Consider the following 17,728-nt stretch of genomic DNA (forward strand, 5'->3'; position numbering starts at 1 on the left):
CGAGCAATCAAACGGCCCGGCCCCCGGATCTTCATCCGGTGACGGGCCCCGATGAGCCAGGAAGGTGGTGTGCATCCGGTGAACAACGCATTGATGAACAAATCAGGCCAGTCCTGGATGCCCGCCTGCCTCGGCGATTCGGCGAGGCCCGCCTTCGCGTCCGCCCCGGCACCGCTGAACGGTGTGGGCAAGCGCTATGGCGGCGCGGCATGGATGCACGAGTCCGACATGGTCGAGGGACGCTTCGGCGACCTCGCCCTGCGACTGCGTGATCTACGCGACGAGCAGCGAATCCAGGACGAGCAGGGCGGAAGTGTCTTCGCGCACAACGGCGAAGCCAATCTTCCGCAGGCTCCGGCCACGGCCCACACGGCCGCCGCTTCCCTGCGGAGTGGCGCGTCGGGTCCGTACCCCTGGAGGCCACCGGTCTAGCAAGACACCGGCAAGCCCCCAGGCCGCGGATCCGTAACCGGATCCGCGGCCTTCTTTATTTGCCCGGACTACCTACCGACACGACCCGTTGATATTCAACGAGAGGAACCAGGGTGACTGTGATGCAGGGGGCTCTCGCAGTAAGCGAAGAGGACCTCACGCTTCCGTGCCGGACCGACCCGGAGCTGTTCTTCGCCGAGGCGCCCGCCGACGTCGAGCTCGCCAAGGCCCTGTGCCTGGAGTGCCCGCTCCGCAAGGAGTGCCTCGCCGGTGCTCTCGAGCGCAACGAGCCCTGGGGCGTCTGGGGCGGCGAACTGTTCGTCCGCGGCGTGATCGTGCCGCGCAAGCGCCCGCGCGGCCGTCCGCGCAAGCACCCGGTGCCGGACGAAGTGGCCGTGTGAGGCCCTGATGCCCGTCATGCCGGAACTCCGCCGTTCCACGTCCGGGTGTGCGGTCCCCGCGCGGGGACCGCACACCCGGGCCGCGAGGAAGAACACGATGATGATGCTCGACCAGGAACCGTCCCGTGAGCGAATACGGGGCTTGACCGAGGAGGCCGAGCGGCTCCAGCGGGCGGCGCGAGTGCGCGCCGTGCGTCGGGCCCGCCGGGACGCCCGCACGCGGGCCGCCCGCGTGCGCCGCGCTCTGCTCGCACCGACCTCCGCCGGGGAGCCGTACGCGCCCGGCCGCTGACCACGAATCTGCGCCCAGGCAGAACGGGCGGTGAGGACCGGTCCGACAGAAGATCCGAACCGACAGGAGATCCGAACCGCCAGGACCGTCCACCGGACCGATCCGAAACCGATCTGTCAGAGATCAGCCCGTCCGAATCCGCTACTCGGCCCGTACGGTCGCAGGCCCTGGTGCCCGTCCTTCTTGGATGGTTTGGCGGGCCGCGCGCCTCCCGGCGGGCCTCCCGCACGGCCGGTGTCTCCCTTACCGGACGTGTGTGAACGGGGCCCCGCGCACCTCATCAGTGCGCGGGGCCCCGCTGCTCGTCTCTGCCGCGCGTCCAGGCGGCGCCGGTGGCGCGGGCGGCGCGGGCGGTCAGCCGACCAGCTCGCCGTCGGCCTCGTCGGCGTCGTCGGCGAAGCCGGGAATCCACTTCAGGGACTCGGCGCGGGCCGGGATGTCGCATTCGAGCTGGCAGAGCACTCCGGTGCCGGCCGACAGCACCCGGTGCACGATCACGTACTCGGCCGGCAGGTTGAGCTGCCGGACGACGTTGGTCGGACGCAGGTCGGTGACCCGGGCGGCCATCCCGCGCAGCCACTCGCGGCTGAACGCGAAGGTCTCGTTGACGAACGGCTCGGTGATCGGGGCCAGGAAGGCCTGGAGCGACTCGGTGTCGATGTCGACGCCCTCGCGGATGAAGTCCTCGTCCCGCAGCGCGTCCTCGATCTCGGTGATGTCGGACATGGTGCCGATGCGCAGCAGCCGTCCCATCCGGTGCAGGAAGTCGGCGGGGATCCGGTCGACGGCGCCGAAGTCGAGCACGCCGAGGCGGCCGTCGGCCAGGAGCCGGAAGTTGCCCGGGTGCGGGTCGCCGTGCAGCAGTCCCGCGCGCTTGGGGCCCGACAGCAGGAACCGGCAGTACAGCAGCGCGGCGTGGTCGCGGGTCTCCTGCTCGCCGTCGCTGATGATCCTGGACAGCGGGGTGCCGTCGATCCACTCGGTGACCAGCACGTTCCCGGCCTGCGCCACCACCTCGGGGACGTAGAAGTCGGGGTCGTCCAGGAACGCCTCGCGGATCGTGGTCTGCGAGGCGGCCTCGATGGTGTAGTCGAGCTCCTCGACCACCCGCTCCTTGAGCTCGGCGAGCATCGACTTGACGTCCAGGCCCGGCATCAGGATGCCGAACAGCCGGCCGAGCCGGGCGAGCTGGTTGAAGTCGCTGATCAGCGCCTTGCCGGCGCCGGGGTACTGCACCTTGACCGCGACCTCGCGGCCGTCGGCCCACACGGCCCGGTGCACCTGGCCGATCGACGCCGCCGCGGCGGGCTGGTCGTCGAACGACTCGAACCGGTCGCGCCACTCGGCCCCGAGGCCCTCGGCGAGCACCTTGTGCACGGCGGAGGCCGGCAGCGGCGGCGCGGCCTCCTGGAGCTTGGTCAGGGTCGCCCGGTACGGGCCGGAGATCTCGGGCGGCAGCGCCGCCTCGAAGATCGACAGCATCTGGCCGAGCTTCATCGCGCCGCCCTTGAGCTCTCCGAGGACCTTGAAGAGCTGTTCGGCGGTGCGCTGCTGGATCTCGACGGCGACCGCCTCGGCCGGCCTGCCCAGTGTGCGTTTCCCGACGCCCAGGGCGGTGCGCCCGGCGAATCCGAGGGGGAGGGACGCCAGCTTTGCTGACCGCGTCACCGCGCGGCGGGGGAGATCGCTCACGGACCCCATTGTCGGTGATTCGGTCTCGTTCGCGCCACAACGACTCAAAGTATTCCTCACCCGCCGGACCGGTGCGCGGCACCGACCTGCGGCAACGGCGTAAGTGTGCGCTTTCTCACGCCCGGCCAAAGGTGGCCTCGGTGACATTCGGTACGGTGCGCCCCATGTCCGAGAAGCTGTCTGATGCGCTCCTGGTCGACCGTCGTTCCGATGGAATCGCCGTTCTCACCTTGAATGATCCAGATCGTCGGAACGCGATGTCCGACGAGATGACCGCGGCCTGGCGGACCGCCATCGCCGCCCTGCGGGCCGACGCGGGCCTGCGCTGCGTGGTGCTGACCGGCGCGGGCAGCGCCTTCAGCTCGGGCGGCGACCTGTCCTGGCTCGCGGACAAGAACGCCGGGACGGTGCCCGCGCTGCGCGACCGGATGCTGGAGTTCTACCGGACGTGGCTGGCGATCCGCGACCTGGAGGTGCCGACCGTCGCCGCCCTCAACGGGCACGCCGTCGGCGCCGGGCTTTGCCTCGCGCTTGCCTGCGACCTGCGGTACGCCGCCGAGGACGCCAAGCTCCTCGTCCCGTTCACCGCGCTCGGCCTGCACCCCGGGATGGCCGCGACCTGGCTGCTGCCCGAGGTTGCCGGGCTGCCGCTGGCCCGCGAGATGCTGTTCACCGGCCGGGCCGTCACCGGCACCGAGGCCGCGTCGTCCGGGCTGGTCAACCGGGCCGTGCCCCGCGACCGGACGCTCGCCGAGGCGCTCTCGGTGGCCGAGCTGATCGCCGCGCAGGCCCCCATCGCGACCCGGCTCACCAAGGTCGCGCTGTCGGCCGGCGGCCACAGCGGCATGGACGCGGCGCTGCGCTGGGAGTCGCTCGCCCAGCCGGTCACCATGACATCCCGGGACATGCTGGAGGGCATCACCGCCCAGCGGGAGCGGCGCCGTCCCGAGTTCACCGGAGAGTGACAGCGCCGAGAGGACCGCGGTTCGACCCTCTCGATATGCAGTCACGCTATGTTACTGATCGAATACCAGTAGGAACTCCGCGCCATCGGGGACCGCTTCCTTGACCTTTTCGGGCGGTCCCCGGTGGCGCGTCGCCATCTCGCGCCTGGACGGCCCGAGTGGCCCGCGAGACGTCGGGCCGAACGGTGCCGACAGGCCCTGGAGGAAGCCCGGGAAGCGTCCGTGTGTCGGCGCGGAAAGGGTTTGGACAACAGGTGGAAACCGTTTGCCCTTAGGTAAAAAGACTGGGGTTGACCTGGGGTGATGTCAAACACCCCCTGTGGAGGACGCAAATTTTTAGGTACGGTTCTGACGTGCCCCCAAATGTTGAGGTCCGCCGCAGCAGCCGACGCCGGCGGACGGTGTCCGCCTACCGCGACGGGGACAAGGTGGTGGTGATGTTGCCGTCCCGGCTGAGCAAGGCCGAGGAGGAACAGTGGATCGCCACCATCCTCGAACGGCTCGCGGAAAGGGAACGACGTCGGCGTCCCAGCGACGCCGACCTCGAAGCACGGGCCCATGAACTCTCCCGCCGATATCTGTCCGGCCGCGCCGACCCGGTGAGCGTCCGCTGGGTCGCGAACCAGCGGACCCGCTGGGGTTCGTGCACCCCGGACGACGGCACCATCCGGCTGTCCACCCGGCTGCGCGGCATGCCCGCCTGGGTCGTCGACTATGTCCTGGTGCACGAGCTGGCGCACCTGCTGATCCCCGGGCACGGCACCGACTTCTGGGAACTGGTCGGCAGCTACCCCAAGGCCGACCGGGCACGCGGCTACCTGGAGGGCGTCACCGCCGCGGCGCACCTGCCGATGGACGCCGACCCGGCGGGCGACGAGCTCGCCCGCGACGACGACCTGCACCGCGGCGACGTCCTCCACCACGGGGACGACTACCAGCACGAGGTCGCCGGGTGACCGGCGCGGGCACCCGCTACGCCGCCGTCCTGTCCATGCCGGCCGGGACGCCCCGGGGGAGCGGCGGGGCGAGCGGTGGGGAGGCTCCGCCGGGGATCGACGCCGCGGAGTTCCGGCTCGCGCTGCTGGAGGACACCTACGAGGTCGTCGCGGGCCTCGAACTGGTGACGCCCGCGCTGGTCCTGCACCCGCCCGGCCAGCCGGACGCCGAGGCGGTCACCTGGCCGGGCACCGCGATCGTCCGCGAACCCACGCTGCCGCGCGCGTTCGCCGCCCTGCACGCCCTCGGCGCCGAGCAGGCCGCGCTGATCGCGCCGGACGCGCCCGACCTGCCGCCGCTGCTGCTCGGCAAGCTCTTCCGCGCGCTCGGCAGTGCCCCGGCCGCCGCCTGCCAGGCCGAGAGTGCCGGGGGCACGGGCCGCGGCGACGGGCTGGTGGCGCTCGCCGCCCGGCTGCCGCTGCCGGAGTGGCTGGCCGCCGCGCTGGAGGACGTCGATCTCGACACGCCCGACGCGCTGGGCCTGCTGCGGGCCGCCGCGCCCCGTCCCGGGCAGGTGCCGCAGGCGCCGAGCTGGCACCGGCTCCGCACCGCCGCCGACGTGCGGCTCCTCGATCCGGGCCTGGAGGGCTGGGAGAACACCCGCGCACTCCTGGAGGGCGACCCGCTCGGCCGCTGAGCCGGGCGGCCCGCCGCCGGTCACCCTGAGTAGCCGTGTGGCCCGTCCGGCCGGTCGCCCTCGGACCGCTCGGCCGTTGGGCTGCTCAGCCCTTGAGCCGCGGCCCGTTCGACCAGGCGGCGGACGATGTCGTCGGAGGGCTCGGGCAGCGCGTCCACCGGGAACCAGCCGAGCGCGTCGGACTCGTCGCTGACCGCGTGCCGGGCGTTCTCCGGGGCGAACGCGACGTACTGGACGTCCAGGTGCCAGCTACCGCCCGGATGGCAGGGCACCGCGTGCCGGTCGAGCCGGATCGGCTCGGGACGCAGCCGCAGCCCCGCGATGCCCGACTCCTCGGTGGCCTCCCGCAGCGCCGCGGCGGCGAGGGACGCGTCGCCCGGCTCGCAGTGCCCGCCGAGCTGGAGCCACGCCTTGAGCTTGCGGTGCAGGGTCAGCAGCACCCGCGTGCCGGTGCCGTCGAGCACGGCGGTGCTGGCGGTGATGTGCCCGGGGGCGCATTCCCGCCAGAGCCCGTCGGGGTGGACGGCCAGGTGACGCAGGAACTCCCGGCGCTCCTCGTCCTGGACGGCGTCGGGCGCCTCCCACGCGGTCAGCACCCGCAGAGCGTCGGCGTGCAGCCGCCCCGCGGCGCCGTCCGGGCGGCTCATACCCGCCGCACGCGCGGGTACCGCGAATTGGCCGGGTGCAGGCGGCGCCGCTCCTGGTCGATCGGGCGCTGCCAGCACAGTCCGGCGCGGGCGACCCGCCGCCTGATCACGTTCGTGGACGAGCCGGGCTCGTACCGGCAGCCGCTCACTCGCGAACCTGCCCGGTACATCACGAGCGGGGCCCCGGCGCGCCGTCGTCCGGGCCCTTGCCCCCGCCATCCGCGCCGCCTCGCCCGTTCTCGTCGGGCTTGTCGGGCTTGTCGTCGCCCTCGGCAGCGCCGTCCTCGCCGGGCTTTCCAGGCTTGCCGGATGTGCCGTCGGTGCGGCCGATCTCGGGGTGATCGGCGGTGAGCGCGGAGATGTCGAGGTCGGACAGCCCCTCGATCTCGTCCTTGCCGTGCGCGAAGCCCTCGGGGTCGTCGAGATCGTCGGCGGTCGGCAGCAGGTCGGGGTGGTCCCACAGCGCGTCGCGGCCCTGCATGCCGCGCGCCTCGGTGAGCGTGCGCCACAGGACGCCCGCCTCGCGCAGCCGCCGGGGCCGCAGCTCCAGGCCGACCAGCGTGGCGAAGGTGCGCTCGGCCGGACCGCCGGTGGCGCGGCGCCGCCGGACGGCCTCCGACAGCTTCACCGAGCCGGGCAGCCGGCCCTCGGCGACCTGGTTGACCACGGTGTCGACCCAGCCCTCGACCAGCGCCAGTGCGGTCTCCAGGCGGGCGAGCGCCGCCTTCTGCCGGGGCGTCTCCTCGGGCTGGAGCGACAGCTCGCCGCCGAGCGCCTCCTGGATGGCCTCGGGGTTGTTCAGGTCGAGCCCCTGGACGGCCTGCTCGATGCCCGACAGGTCGACGGTGATGCCGCGCGCGTACTCCTCGACCGCGCCCAGCAAATGCGCGCGCAGCCACGGCACGTGGGCGAACAGCCGCTGGTGCGCGGCCTCGCGCAGCGCCAGGTAGAGCCGCACCTCGTCGCCGGACACCTCGAGGCCGGCGCCGAACGCGTCCACCCCGGCGGGGAGCAGCGCGCCGACACCGCCGGGGGCCAGCGGCAGGCCGACGTCGGCGGAGCCGGTGACCTCGCGGGCGAGCGCGCCGAGCGCCTGCCCGGCCTGGCCGCCGACCATCGCGCCGGCCATCTGCTTGACCATGCCGATCAGCGGGCCGGCCATCGCCTGCACGTCGGCGGGGATCTCGCCGCCGCCGAGCGCGCCGCCCATCGAGTCGACCATGCGGGACGCGATCGGGTCGCAGACCTTCGCCCAGACCGGCAGCGTCTGCTCGATCCACTCCGACCGGCTCCACGCCTGGGGGGTGCGGATGCCGGCGGGCAGCGTGGTGCCCTCGTCAAGCCACAGATCGGCCAGCCGCAGCGCCTCCTCGACCTGGCGCCGCTCGGCGTCCACGATCGAGGGGTCGCCCTGCTCGACGACCGAGTGCCGGGCGATGTTCTTGGCCAGATCCCAGTTCAGCGGGCCGCCCTCGGCGCCGCCGGCGCCCTGGCTGCCGAGCATGTCGGCGAAGCGGTGCAACATGTCGGCGAATTGCGACATGTCGCCGCCCATGGCCTTGAATGGATCCTGGGGCTTGTCGTCGTCTCCGTCGTCGCCTGGACGGTTGAAGCCGAAGGGATTGTCACTCATCGGTTTGCCCCTGGGATGCATGATGGGCTCATATCCGCAACGTTAGCCGGTCCCGGCGAAGTCGCGTACACAAGGAAGGGGGCACCCCCGTGGCAACGGGCAAGGTTCGCCCTCGGCGTAGCAAGGCCCCGGTGGTCGCCGTCACCGGGGCGGCCACAGGGGCGGGGCGGCTGCTGGCCGCCCGGCTCGCCGAGCGTGAGGAGATCCGCAAGGTCGTCGCGATCGACGGGCAGCGCGGAGATGTGCCGGACGTCACCTGGCGGGTCGTCGACATCCGCGATCCGCTGCTGTCCAACCGGCTCTCGGACGTCGACGTGATCGTCAACCTGGACGTCGAGCAGTCGCCCGAGGCCGACCCGCGCGAGCGCCGCACCCACAACGTGCGGGGCGCGCAGACGGTGGTGACCGCCGCCGCGGCGGCCCGGGTCCGCCGGGTGGTCCTGGTCACCAGCGCGATGGTCTACGGCGCGGGGCCGGGCAACGAGGTGCCGCTCCTCGAGGACGCCCCGCTGCTCGCCGAGGCCAACGAGAGCATCGCCGGCGACTTCCTGGAGATGGAGGACCTGGCCGCGAACGCGCCGGTCACCCATCCGGGCCTCGAGGTCACGGTGGTGCGCCCGGCGGCGCTGGTGGGGCCCGGCATCGACACGGTCGTGACCCGCCACTTCGAGTCGCCCAGGCTGCTGTCGGTCAAGGGCTGCACCACCGGCTGGCAGTTCTGCCACGTCGAGGACCTGGCCGCCGCCCTCGAACTGGTGGTCGTCGAGGACCTGCCCGGCCCGCTCGGCGTGGGCTGCGACGGCTGGCTCGGCTCGGACGAGGTCAACGAGATCGCGGGCAAGCGGAGCTTCGAGCTGCCCGCCGCGCTCACCTTCGGGATGGCGCAGCGGCTGCACCGCCTCGGCATGACCCCCGCGCCCGCGACCGACCTGCACTACGTCGCCTACCCGTGGGTGGTCGACTGCGCCCGGCTGCGGGCGGCCGGCTGGAAGCCCGGGTACGACAACGCCACCGCCCTGCGCGTGGTGATGGAGGAGACCGCCGGACGGCACGCCGTCGTCGGCCGCCGCGTCGGCGGCAAGGAGGCCACCATGGCGACCGCCGCGGGCGCCACCGTGGCCGCGATCGGCGCCGCCGCGGCCATCCGCCGCGCCCGCAAGCGGCGCCGCTGACCTCCGTCCGTCCAGGTCCGCCCCGCCGGCCCGCGGCCCCGGCCCGTTCGCCGCTGCTTTGATCGCTTTGCCCGCCCGCCTTGACCGGAAACCGGTCCAGGCGGGCGGGCGGAGCCCGGGACTAGCTGGACGGCTTCTCGCTCGGGGAGCCGGACGGCGGGGGCGATGCGGCGGGCTGCTTGACCGCCGCCTGGTTGGCGGCGCTCAACGCCTCCTTGGCCTTCTTGATCTGCTCCCACGCGGTGCCCATGGCGGGATAGTCGCCGTCCTTGCGGGCCTTCTCGTAGCCGTCGACGGCCCGTTGCAGGTCGGTGATGGCGTCCCGGACGGCCTGGCTCAGCTCGGGCCCGCCCTGCGGCGCGGGCTTCCCGGGCGTGGCCGCCGGCGGCGGGGTGGCCCCGGCGCCGCCGAGGAGCAGCTTCATCGCCTCCGGCAGGGTCTTGCCGGACGCGATCCGGTCGCCGAACCGCACCAGCACCTGGCCGAGGATCGGGTACGGCTGCTGCTCGGCGCCTCCGGCCGCCAGCGCGTACATCGGTTCCACGTACAGCAGGCCCTTGCCGAACGGGATCGTCAGCAGGTTGCCCGCCACGGTGCGGGTGTTGCCCTGGCGCAGCCGGTACAGCGAGTCCTTGACCTGCGCGTTGGTCTCGAACGTGTTCTGCACCTGCCCCGGCCCCTGGGTCGGCGGCGTGCGCGGCAGCTGCAAGATCTGGATCTTGCCGTAGTCGGGTCCGGGGGTGGACCCGACCGCCATGAACGAGGCCAGGTTGGGGTTGTTGACCGGGTTGAACACGGTGGTGAGGGAGAAGTCCTCGGTGGGGCTGCCCGGCATCGCCAGGCTCTGGTAGAACGGCGGCTGCCGCCGGCCCTTCGCGCCCGGGTCCTCCGGCACGTCCCAGAAGCCCTCACCGTTGTAGAACGCGCCGGGGTCGGTCACGTGGTACTTGGCGAGGATCTGCCGCTGCACCTTGAACATGTCCTGCGGGTAGCGGAAGTGGCTCTCCAGCTCCGCCGGGATCGCGCTCTTGGGCTCCACGGTGTTCTTGAAGACCTTCATCCAGGTCTTGGTCACCGGGTCCTTCTCGTCCCACTGGTAGAGCTTGACGGTGCCGTCGTAGGCGTCCACGGTCGCCTTGACCGAGTTGCGCATGTAGTTGACGCGGTCGTTGGCCTGCCGCGCCACCGCCGACCGGGTGTCGGTGATGGTGTCGCGGGTGGCCTCGCCGAGGCTGGTCTGCTCGGAGTAGGGGTAGCCGGACGAGGTGGTGTACCCGTCGACGATCCACGTGACCTTGCCGTCCACCACGGTCGGGTACGGGTCGCCGTCGAGCGTGAGCCAGGGCGCGGCGCGGTGCACCATGTCGCGCGGCGTCCGGTTGTAGAGGATCTTGGCGTTCTTCTTGATCGCCCCGGACAGCATCAGGTTCTTCTCCTGGAACTTGGCGGAGAAGAGGAGCTTGTTGAAGAACGAGTCGATCGGCACGCCGCCGGCGCCCTTGTAGGTGGTGTTCTCCTGCCCGGCCGAGCTGTTGTCGGGGTAGTCGAGCTCGTTCTGGCCCGCGCCGCCGACCACCGAGTAGGACGGGGAGTGCTCGCCGTAGTAGATCTGCGGCTGGTCGACCTTGATCTGGGCGTTGGCCGCCGACGGCATGTCCTTGGTCAGGAACTCGGGCTCGCCGCCGCCGGTGAACCGGTCGCCGTAGGCGGACACGAAGCCGTAGCCGTGCGTGTAGACCATCCGGTCCTTGACCCAGCTCTTCTGCCCGGCGGGAGCCCCGGACAGCTCGCGCAGCGCCACGATCGTGTCGACGGTCTTCTGCCGGCCGCCGTCGGTGACCTTGTAGCGGTCGACGTCGAGGGTGTCGGGGAACCGGTAGAACGGCCGGACGCGCTGGAGCTGCTGGAACGTCTCGCCGACCACGGTCGGGTCGAGCAGCCGCACGCCGTCGAGCTTGCCGGCCTCGTCCTGGAGCCGCCCGGTGTCGGTCTCGGGCTGCGCCCCGTACGCCGCGGGCCTGACGTCCCCGACGCCGTAGGCCTTGCGGGTGAACTCGATGTTGCGCTGGATGAACTGCCGCTCCTTGGCGAGCTCGTCCGGCTTGACCTGGAACTGCTGGATCAGCAGCGGGTAGAGGCCGCCGACCAGGATCGCCGACAGCACCAGCAGCGTGAAGCCCACGCCGGGCAGCATCATGCCGCGCCGCATCAGGTTGCTGAAGAACAGCGCGGCGCAGATCAGCGCGATGATCGCCAGGATCGTCTTGGCGGGCAGCAGGGCGTTGACGTCGGTGTAGGACGCGCCGGTGGTGACGCCCCGTTCGGAGTGGACGAGCCCGTACCGGTCGAACCAGTAGGCGAACGCCTTCAGCAGGATGAACACGCCCACCAGCACCGACAGGTGCGCGCGCGCGGGAGGGCTGGCCTTGTCGCCCGGCCCTTGGAGGCGCAGCCCGCCGTAGAGGTAGTGCACCATCACCGCGGCCAGGATGGACAGGATCACCGTCGCGAAGACCACGCCCAGCACCAGCCGCAGGAACGGGTAGGTGAAGACGTAGAACGAGATGTCCTTGTGGAACTGCGGGTCGACCTGGCCGAAGGAGGTGCGGTGGAGGAACGCGAGCCAGACCGGCCACTGGCCGGACACCGACGAGCCGGTCAGGACGGCCAGCAGGCCGAGCAGCCCCGCGGTGATGAGCTTGCGCCGGGGGTCGATCACGGTCCGGTAACGTTCGAGGCCCTGCTGCTCGACCGACAGCGGCCGGTACGCGGGCCGCAGCCGGTGCGCGATCATCACGTTCGCGCCCACCACCAGCGCCATGAACAGGCCGGCGCCGACGAACAGCACTACCCGCGCCCACAGCATGGTGGTGAAGACCGACGAGAAGTGCACCGAGCGGTACCAGAGCAGGTCGGTCCAGAGCGCGGTGAACACCATGAAGGCGATCAGCAGCACCGCCAGTACGGCCAGGACCGGTAGCACCAGTCGGGTCCGGCCGCTACCGAGCCGGCGCCCGAATTCGGGAGTCCGGAAGGTCAAGGGCCCCTCCGTTCATGGTCGTGCCCACCGGCGGCACGCCGGTGCTGTGTATGCAACTTACCGAGTTGGCGTGGGGTTCCCGCATTTCCCCGGGCTGATTGGGGGAAAGATGGCCCCGTGAGTCTTCTGGAAGAAGTCGTGCTGGACCTCGAACGTCATTCGGCCCTGGAAGGATGGGACACCGCTCCGCGCCTCTACGCGCTGGTGCGCAGCGTCGAGCTGCGCCGCGCGGAGCCGGAGCTGGCCGACCAGCTCGGCCTGCAATCGGACGCCGACACCCTCGCCGCCCTCGAACAGCCCGCGCTGCCCGAGCAGTCCGCCGTCGAGGACGCGCTCGCCACCATCGCCTGGCCGGACGCCGTCGAGGGCTGCGCCCTGGTGATCGAACGGGTGGTGCTGCCGCCCGAGGTGGAGGAGGAGATCCCCGAGGACGAGAAGGAGGCCGTCGCCTGGGCCGCCGAGCATCCGGCCCGCGAGGACGTCCGCATGGTGGTCGGCGTGCTGCGCGACGGCACCCGCCACTCGGCGCTGCGGCTCCGCCGGCACGACGCCGACGACGAGGTGCTGGCCGGCCCGGACCTGGTCCCCGCCCTCGCCGAGGCCCTCGCCGCCACCCTCGACCCCGACGAGCCGGACGCCGCCGCGCGTCCGGCCGCGGCGGGAGATCAGGATCGGCGGGCGGGCGGGTAGCCTGCGGGACGTGAGCGAGGTCATTGCTTCCCCGGCCGGGTCCGTCCCGGCCGGGCCCGGGGTCATCCGGCTGGCGGACGTCCGCGACACCCCCCTGTCGGTGGACGAGGTGTTCGGCGCCGTCGGCTCCCCGGCCGCGGGCGGCACCGCGCTGTTCGTCGGCACCGTCCGCGACGCCGATCACGCGCGGGCCGTCCGGAACCTGTCCTACAGCGCCCACCCGACGGCCGGGCGGGAGCTCCGCGCGGTCATGGAGAAGGTCGCCGCCGACCTCCCGGTGCTGGCCCTCGCCGCCGTGCACCGGGTCGGCGACCTGGAGATCGGCGACCTGGCCGTCGTGGTGGCCGCGTCCAGCCCGCATCGCGCCGAGGCGTTCGAGGCGTGCCGGCGGCTGATCGACGACCTCAAGGCGCTGGTGCCCATCTGGAAGCACCAGACCTTCGCCGACGGCGGGGACGAGTGGGTCGGGGCCTGCTGAGGCCCCGCTTCGGCATAGAGTTTCCGGCATGTCTCGTCGTGCCGCCACGCTCACCGCCGCGAGCGTGCTCGTCCTGGTGCTGGCTCTCGTTGGCTCGTTCCTGCCCGTCCCGTACGTCGCGCTGATGCCGGGCCCGACGAGCAACACGCTCGGCGCCAACGACAAGGGCCAGCCGCTCATCAAGATCGAGGGGCGACAGACCTACGACGACGGCGGGCACCTCAACTTCACCACGGTCACCTACCGGGGCGGCCCCGGCGGCCGGATCGACCTGTTCAGCGCGCTGCGCGGCTGGCTGGCCAGCGACACCGCGATCGTCCCCGAAGAGACGGTCTTCCCCAAGAACGAGTCGCAGCAGCAGGTCGACCAGGAGAACACCCGGCAGATGCACGACTCGCAGGAGAGCGCCGAGGCCGCCGCCCTGCACCAGCTCAAGATCCCGCTGGGCACCCAGGTCGTCATCGACTCGGTGCAGAAGGGCCGGCCCGCCGACGGCAAGATCAAGCCGGACGACGAGGTCATCGCGGTCGACGGCACCAAGACCGCCAGCGCCGCCCAGGTCACCGGCCTGATGGCCAAGCACAAGGCCGGCGACGCCGTCGAGCTGACCGTCCGGCGCGCCGGCGCGGAGCAGAAGGTCTCCGTCACCACCGTCGCCGACCCCACCGGCAAGCGCGCCGTGATCGGCGTCGTCCTCGGCGACCGCTACAAGTTCCCGTTCAAGATCGACATCAGCGTCGGCGACGTCGGCGGCCCGAGCGCCGGCCTGATGTTCTCGCTCGCCATCGTCGACAAGCTCACCCCCGGCTCGCTCACCGGCGGGAAGTTCATCGCCGGCACCGGCACGATCACCCCCGAGGGCAAGGTCGGCCCGATCGGCGGCATCCAGCAGAAGATGATCGCCGCCCGCCAGGCCGGCGCGACGGTCTTCCTGACCCCCAAGGACAACTGCACGGACGCCTCCGCCGCCCGCCCCGACGGCCTCCGCCTGATCCGCGCCGACACCCTCGACAGCGCCGTGAAGTCGGTCAACGCCCTCAACGGCCAGGGCGGCCAGATCCCCGCCTGCTCCTGAGGAACGGGCCCGGCCGCACCGATTTGGCCGATCACCCCGGATGCAATAGAGTTAAGACAACGCCGCGGGGTGGAGCAGTTCGGTAGCTCGCTGGGCTCATAACCCAGAGGTCGCAGGTTCAAATCCTGCCCCCGCTACCAAGGAAAGACCCGGCTGGAGCGAACACAGTTCGCACCAGCCGGGTCTTTCGCTTTTCCCGGGCCCCCTTTTCCCCTTCCGCCTAGTTCAGGCTGACTTCCTCGGCATTCCGCCCGCACTCCCAGGCGGCCGAGAACACCCCCAGCGCGAAGTCATACATAAGCCCCGGCCCCCGCGCGACGACGCAAGGCGAGTTCCGTCCGTGCTCGCCCGGCTCGTAGAAGGTGATGTAGGCGACGCTGTCGGTGATGATGATCCGGTAGAGGTTCGGCAGGTCGTAGAAGCGCAGCGCGACGGCCTCGCGCTGCCGGACGACCTCCAGCAGGTAGGCGGCGTTGGCCCGGACCTGGTCGGCGAGCAGCCCGGGTCGCATGCCAGGGTCGAAGCGCCGCATCGCCGACTCGCGCCGGGCGAGCCACGAGCCCGCGTCCCCGCTCGGGTCTGGGAGCAGGACCCGGACTGACCGCAGGCGGGGCCCCGCCTCGCGCCACATCCGCGCGAAGCCGTCGCGGGTCAGCTCGTTCCCCCGTCCGGCCAGGACCCCGACCCACCTGGCGCGCTGGAGTTCGCCCGGAAGGTCGGCGTTGGCCGCCCGCTGCCGCGGGTATGTCCGCAGGACGCCGAGGGCGGTGAGCCGCGACAGCAGGACGGTCGGCCACTGCCGGGCCCTCCTGGAGGCCACCAGACCGCCGGTGACCGTCATCATGGTCGCCGCGAGCGAGCTCAGGACGCCGAGCACGAACTCCGTCACGCCGGCCTCCCCGGTCTAGGCGCCCGCGCGCAGATACGGAAGGAGACTGCGCAGGGCGAAAGCGGCGTGCCAGGAGGCGACCCGGTGGTGGTCGTCGTTCTTGCCCGTCCCGGCGTCGTCGGAGATGCCCCGCACCACCGCCCAGCCGTGCGGCCGCTCGGTCCCGGCCGACCGCTCGTGGCAGGCCTGGCTGAGCCCGCCCGCCTCCATGTCCACCGCGAGGATCTTGTCGTTGAACTCGGCGAGGTAGCGCAGGATGTCGGCGTCCCGGTCGGCGATCACCGCGTCCCCGGTGCCGATGGGCCCGTTGCGCACGCGCATGGTCCGGCTGGTGCCGCCGGGGTCCTCCACGGTGAACTCGGCGGGGTCGTGGTCGCTGAAGAACGCGTTGACCGAGTGTCCGACGCCGGCGGGGCTCTCGCGCTCCTCCCCGCGGCGCCGGGTGCCGAGCGGAGTCTCCTTGCGCAGGTCGTAGTAGACGACCCGGGTGGCCACCACGACGTCGCCGACCTCGACCTCGGGGTGGACGCCGCCGCCGATCCCGGCGAGGACGATGACGTCCGGATCATGGTGGCGCCGCAGGTTCTCGTAGGCCGCCATGGTCGACCGCTGGCCTTGGGAGAGGGCCTGCACGGCGGCGACCTTGACCGGATCGCCGTCCGCCGCGACCTCCCCCGTGTAGAAGCGCAGCGCCCCTTCCCGCGCCTCCCGCAGCCCCAGCGCCAGCCGGACGGCGCTGGTCTCCACCCCGAGGATCGTGATGACCCCGATGTCGGCCCCGGTACGTCCACCTCCGGCCTGGCCCGCCTGCTGGTCCGCGGCCGGCGTGACCGTGTTCAGGACGGGACGGTGGCCGACGGCCGATCCAGTGACCTTCGTGGTGCCCCCGGTGTTGTAGATGCCGTCGACGTGAAGGTGATCGGTCATGACTGTGCCCCTTCCAAGGCCACGGGGGTGTTGTGGATGATCTGGGCGTTGTCGCCGACCGCCGAGTTGCTGATGTCGACGCGTCCGCCCATGTTGAGCACGCTGGCGCTGATCAGGGTCTCCGCACGCTTCTCGAAGGCCGAGGTGTCGACGTCGTGGTCCTTGAGGAAGTCCTGGGTCGCCTTCAGTAGCCGCTGCTCGATGATCTTCATCTGGGCGAGGATCGTCGGCTTGTCGAAGGTGGCGAGCTCCCACTTGGCGGCTCTGTCCTCGCGAACGCTCGGCTGCGGTCCGTGCCCGGTCCCTTCGGCGCGGCTCCGGTGTGCGCGCACCGCGTTGATGAGGGTCGCCGGAGCCTTGAGCAGGTGCCAGGAACGGCAGATCTCGGCGGGGAGCCGCCACGGAGCCTTGAGGGCGGGCCAGACGAGGGAGCCCGCGCGTGTCCGGGCCCGACGCCCGGCCCGCTGATACTCCGAGGGGGTGCGGGTCAGGGCGCAGGCAGCGAAGTCCAGGACGAGCGACCGCCCCTTCACGGTCACGCGCAGGAACACCGTGGTGACCAGCTCACCGGACGAGGTGACGCGCATCTCCAGGAAGTGCTGGGCTGCGCTGTAGGGATCGTTGATGATCCTCCGGAGGAGGGCGGGGTCCCAGGAGCAGCCGAACAGCGCGCGGTGCTCCGGCACGTCCTCCTCGGCCACGAACACGCGGTCCTTGACCTGGTAGCCGGGCAGCCTGATCGGATCCGCGCTGTGGCCGATCGGCCTCATGACCTGCCGGAGGTGGTCGACCAGCTCGTGCGCTTGGAAGGGTGGACTCACATGGCCTCGTCGGGCGAGGCCGTCGGACTCGTCCGCTGCCCGGAAAGTGCTGTTCATTCCCTTGTGCTCGGGGCGCAGCAGCTGGATCGCCAGCGGAGGCAGCCAGCGGTGCACGAGCTCGCCGCTTCCCAGGAAGAAGCGCGGCTCGTCACGGTCGAAGGAGAACCGGGGGACGTCCTCGTCCTCGTCCTCCGACTCGGGTCTGCGGAAGACGACGACGGGATGGGTCTGTTGCCGGTCGATCGTCCTCAATCGCCGGGACAGCATCGCCGGACGCGGTGTGCCCGGGTCCTGCGCCACGCCGATGGACCGCTGGCGGGCCGCCGTGATGAGCGAGGCGACTCCCGCCATCAGCCCCAGGGCCGCCGTCGCCAAGGTCAGTGCCGCGGAGAACGGGATCTCCGCGACTCCCGCGCAGAGGGCCGGGGCGACCAGCGCCAGCGCGCAGCCGGCCAGGCTCAGCTTGAGGCAGGTCGTCCGGCGTTCCAGGTCGTGGGCGTCGATGAGCTCCTGACGTGTCTTGTACTTGTGGAACCGGCTCGGGATGAAGGACTTGATCTTGAGAACGATCACCTGCGTGACCATGCGCGCGACCGGTCCCGCCAGTCCCCAGAGCAGGAGCATGCACAGCGCGGTGATCACGGCGGCCGGGCTGTGGACGCCCGTGATGGCCAGAATGGCGAGCATGCACGTGTGCTGGAGGTTCTCCAGCGTCCAGGCGCGCCAAGCGTGGTCGGCCACCGGAACGAGGTCGAATCCGTAGGACGGCGCGACGCGGTGGCGAGTGTTGTTGAGCACGTCCCGGATGACGGTGTCCCGGAACTCGTGATCGAGATAGACGCCCACGCAGAGGCGGCGGGTCGTCTCGTCTCCCCGGTCGGTCCGGCCGGGGGACTTCTTGGTCAGTGACACTGGCGATCGGCTCATGGCACCCTCGCTGG

18 protein-coding genes and 1 tRNA gene are annotated in these 17,728 nt (G+C 71.7%); 11 read left to right on the forward strand and 8 right to left on the reverse strand.

Going from position 1 to position 17,728, the window contains the following annotated elements:
• Positions 1–78 precede the first annotated feature (78 nt).
• The 3 genes from OHA34_RS30985 to OHA34_RS30995 all read left to right on the forward strand — a co-directional run bounded on the left by OHA34_RS30985 (position 79) and on the right by OHA34_RS30995 (position 1,125).
• The gene (locus OHA34_RS30985; protein ID WP_285937817.1) at positions 79–432 is read left to right on the forward strand and encodes a hypothetical protein; all 354 of its coding nucleotides are present in this window, start codon (positions 79–81) and stop codon (positions 430–432) included.
• 122 nt (positions 433–554) lie between these two features.
• A complete protein-coding gene (locus tag OHA34_RS30990; protein WP_285937815.1) occupies positions 555–833 on the forward strand; it encodes a WhiB family transcriptional regulator in 279 nt (92 codons plus the stop codon).
• A gap of 142 nt (positions 834–975) precedes the next feature.
• Positions 976–1,125, forward strand: coding sequence for a hypothetical protein (locus OHA34_RS30995; protein ID WP_329519688.1), 150 nt, complete (start codon positions 976–978; stop codon positions 1,123–1,125).
• 354 nt (positions 1,126–1,479) lie between these two features.
• Here OHA34_RS30995 and OHA34_RS31000 read toward each other — a convergent pair whose 3' ends face one another.
• Positions 1,480–2,817: an ABC1 kinase family protein gene (locus OHA34_RS31000; RefSeq protein ID WP_329519689.1), complete on the reverse strand. Its 1,338-nt coding sequence runs from the start codon at positions 2,815–2,817 to the stop codon at positions 1,480–1,482.
• Positions 2,818–2,981: 164 nt separating this feature from the next.
• On the opposite strand from OHA34_RS31000, the gene OHA34_RS31005 reads away from it, so the two are divergent.
• The 3 genes from OHA34_RS31005 (at position 2,982) to OHA34_RS31015 (ending at position 5,415) form a co-directional block, all read left to right on the forward strand.
• Positions 2,982–3,782 carry an enoyl-CoA hydratase/isomerase family protein gene (locus OHA34_RS31005; protein ID WP_329519690.1) on the forward strand — a complete coding sequence of 267 codons (801 nt, stop codon included), beginning with the start codon at positions 2,982–2,984 and terminating at the stop codon, positions 3,780–3,782.
• A 401-nt stretch (positions 3,783–4,183) separates the two neighbouring features.
• The gene (locus OHA34_RS31010; RefSeq protein WP_285938603.1) at positions 4,184–4,738 is read left to right on the forward strand and encodes a M48 metallopeptidase family protein; all 555 of its coding nucleotides are present in this window, start codon (positions 4,184–4,186) and stop codon (positions 4,736–4,738) included.
• The gene (locus tag OHA34_RS31015) at positions 4,735–5,415 is read left to right on the forward strand and encodes a hypothetical protein (RefSeq protein WP_285937810.1); all 681 of its coding nucleotides are present in this window, start codon (positions 4,735–4,737) and stop codon (positions 5,413–5,415) included. The genes OHA34_RS31010 and OHA34_RS31015 overlap by 4 nt, the downstream gene beginning before the upstream one ends.
• 20 nt (positions 5,416–5,435) lie before the next feature.
• Here the strand turns inward: OHA34_RS31015 and OHA34_RS31020 are convergent, their stop codons facing one another.
• Genes OHA34_RS31020 through OHA34_RS31030 form a run of 3 tightly spaced genes read right to left on the reverse strand, consistent with a single transcriptional unit; the run spans position 5,436 to position 7,695 of the window.
• A complete protein-coding gene (locus OHA34_RS31020) occupies positions 5,436–6,062 on the reverse strand; it encodes an NUDIX hydrolase (RefSeq protein ID WP_329519691.1) in 627 nt (208 codons plus the stop codon).
• On the reverse strand, positions 6,059–6,211 hold the full coding sequence (locus OHA34_RS31025) for a hypothetical protein (protein ID WP_285937808.1): 153 nt from the start codon (positions 6,209–6,211) through the stop codon (positions 6,059–6,061). The genes OHA34_RS31020 and OHA34_RS31025 overlap by 4 nt, the downstream gene beginning before the upstream one ends.
• Positions 6,212–6,231: 20 nt before the next feature.
• Entirely contained in the window at positions 6,232–7,695 is a 1,464-nt protein-coding gene (locus OHA34_RS31030; protein WP_329519692.1) for a zinc-dependent metalloprotease, read from the reverse strand.
• A 131-nt stretch (positions 7,696–7,826) separates the two neighbouring features.
• Between OHA34_RS31030 and OHA34_RS31035 the strand changes: the two genes are divergently transcribed.
• Positions 7,827–8,867: an NAD-dependent epimerase/dehydratase family protein gene (locus OHA34_RS31035; RefSeq protein WP_285937806.1), complete on the forward strand. Its 1,041-nt coding sequence runs from the start codon at positions 7,827–7,829 to the stop codon at positions 8,865–8,867.
• Between the two features lie 121 nt (positions 8,868–8,988).
• Here OHA34_RS31035 and OHA34_RS31040 read toward each other — a convergent pair whose 3' ends face one another.
• On the reverse strand, positions 8,989–11,907 hold the full coding sequence (locus OHA34_RS31040) for a UPF0182 family membrane protein (RefSeq protein ID WP_329519693.1): 2,919 nt from the start codon (positions 11,905–11,907) through the stop codon (positions 8,989–8,991).
• 117 nt (positions 11,908–12,024) lie between these two features.
• On the opposite strand from OHA34_RS31040, the gene OHA34_RS31045 reads away from it, so the two are divergent.
• The 4 genes from OHA34_RS31045 to OHA34_RS31060 all read left to right on the forward strand — a co-directional run bounded on the left by OHA34_RS31045 (position 12,025) and on the right by OHA34_RS31060 (position 14,290).
• The gene (locus tag OHA34_RS31045; RefSeq protein WP_329519694.1) at positions 12,025–12,597 is read left to right on the forward strand and encodes a PPA1309 family protein; all 573 of its coding nucleotides are present in this window, start codon (positions 12,025–12,027) and stop codon (positions 12,595–12,597) included.
• A 10-nt stretch (positions 12,598–12,607) separates the two neighbouring features.
• Positions 12,608–13,075 (forward strand): molybdenum cofactor biosynthesis protein MoaE, encoded by a 468-nt coding sequence (locus tag OHA34_RS31050; RefSeq protein ID WP_329519695.1) that lies wholly within the window; start codon positions 12,608–12,610, stop codon positions 13,073–13,075.
• 28 nt (positions 13,076–13,103) lie between these two features.
• Positions 13,104–14,150 (forward strand): YlbL family protein, encoded by a 1,047-nt coding sequence (locus OHA34_RS31055; RefSeq protein ID WP_329519696.1) that lies wholly within the window; start codon positions 13,104–13,106, stop codon positions 14,148–14,150.
• Between the two features lie 63 nt (positions 14,151–14,213).
• A tRNA-Met gene (locus tag OHA34_RS31060) sits at positions 14,214–14,290 on the forward strand.
• 80 nt (positions 14,291–14,370) lie between these two features.
• On the opposite strand, the gene OHA34_RS31065 is transcribed toward OHA34_RS31060, so the two are convergent.
• The 3 genes from OHA34_RS31065 to OHA34_RS31075 are packed head-to-tail and all read right to left on the reverse strand — an operon-like array spanning position 14,371 to position 17,714.
• A complete protein-coding gene (locus OHA34_RS31065; RefSeq protein WP_329519697.1) occupies positions 14,371–15,039 on the reverse strand; it encodes a hypothetical protein in 669 nt (222 codons plus the stop codon).
• 15 nt (positions 15,040–15,054) lie between these two features.
• A complete protein-coding gene (locus tag OHA34_RS31070; RefSeq protein WP_329519698.1) occupies positions 15,055–15,966 on the reverse strand; it encodes a 5'-methylthioadenosine/S-adenosylhomocysteine nucleosidase family protein in 912 nt (303 codons plus the stop codon).
• Positions 15,963–17,714: a hypothetical protein gene (locus OHA34_RS31075; protein WP_329519699.1), complete on the reverse strand. Its 1,752-nt coding sequence runs from the start codon at positions 17,712–17,714 to the stop codon at positions 15,963–15,965. Before OHA34_RS31075 ends, OHA34_RS31070 begins: the two co-directional genes overlap by 4 nt.
• Between the last annotated feature and the right edge of the window lie 14 nt (positions 17,715–17,728).

The organism is Spirillospora sp. NBC_01491, assembly GCF_036227065.1.
Classification (GTDB): domain Bacteria; phylum Actinomycetota; class Actinomycetes; order Streptosporangiales; family Streptosporangiaceae; genus Spirillospora; species Spirillospora xylanilytica.

Excerpts from the sequence above, each read along its gene's own strand:
- OHA34_RS30990 (WP_285937815.1), top strand. The coding sequence starts at position 555 with ATGCAGGGGGCTCTCGCAGTAAGCGAAGAGGACCTCACGCTTCCGTGC.
- OHA34_RS31005 (WP_329519690.1), top strand. The coding sequence starts at position 2,982 with ATGTCCGAGAAGCTGTCTGATGCGCTCCTGGTCGACCGTCGTTCCGAT.
- OHA34_RS31020 (WP_329519691.1), bottom strand. The coding sequence starts at position 6,062 with ATGAGCCGCCCGGACGGCGCCGCGGGGCGGCTGCACGCCGACGCTCTG.
- OHA34_RS31030 (WP_329519692.1), bottom strand. The coding sequence starts at position 7,695 with ATGAGTGACAATCCCTTCGGCTTCAACCGTCCAGGCGACGACGGAGAC.
- OHA34_RS31055 (WP_329519696.1), top strand. The coding sequence starts at position 13,104 with ATGTCTCGTCGTGCCGCCACGCTCACCGCCGCGAGCGTGCTCGTCCTG.
- OHA34_RS31070 (WP_329519698.1), bottom strand. The coding sequence starts at position 15,966 with ATGACCGATCACCTTCACGTCGACGGCATCTACAACACCGGGGGCACC.
- OHA34_RS31075 (WP_329519699.1), bottom strand. The coding sequence starts at position 17,714 with ATGAGCCGATCGCCAGTGTCACTGACCAAGAAGTCCCCCGGCCGGACC.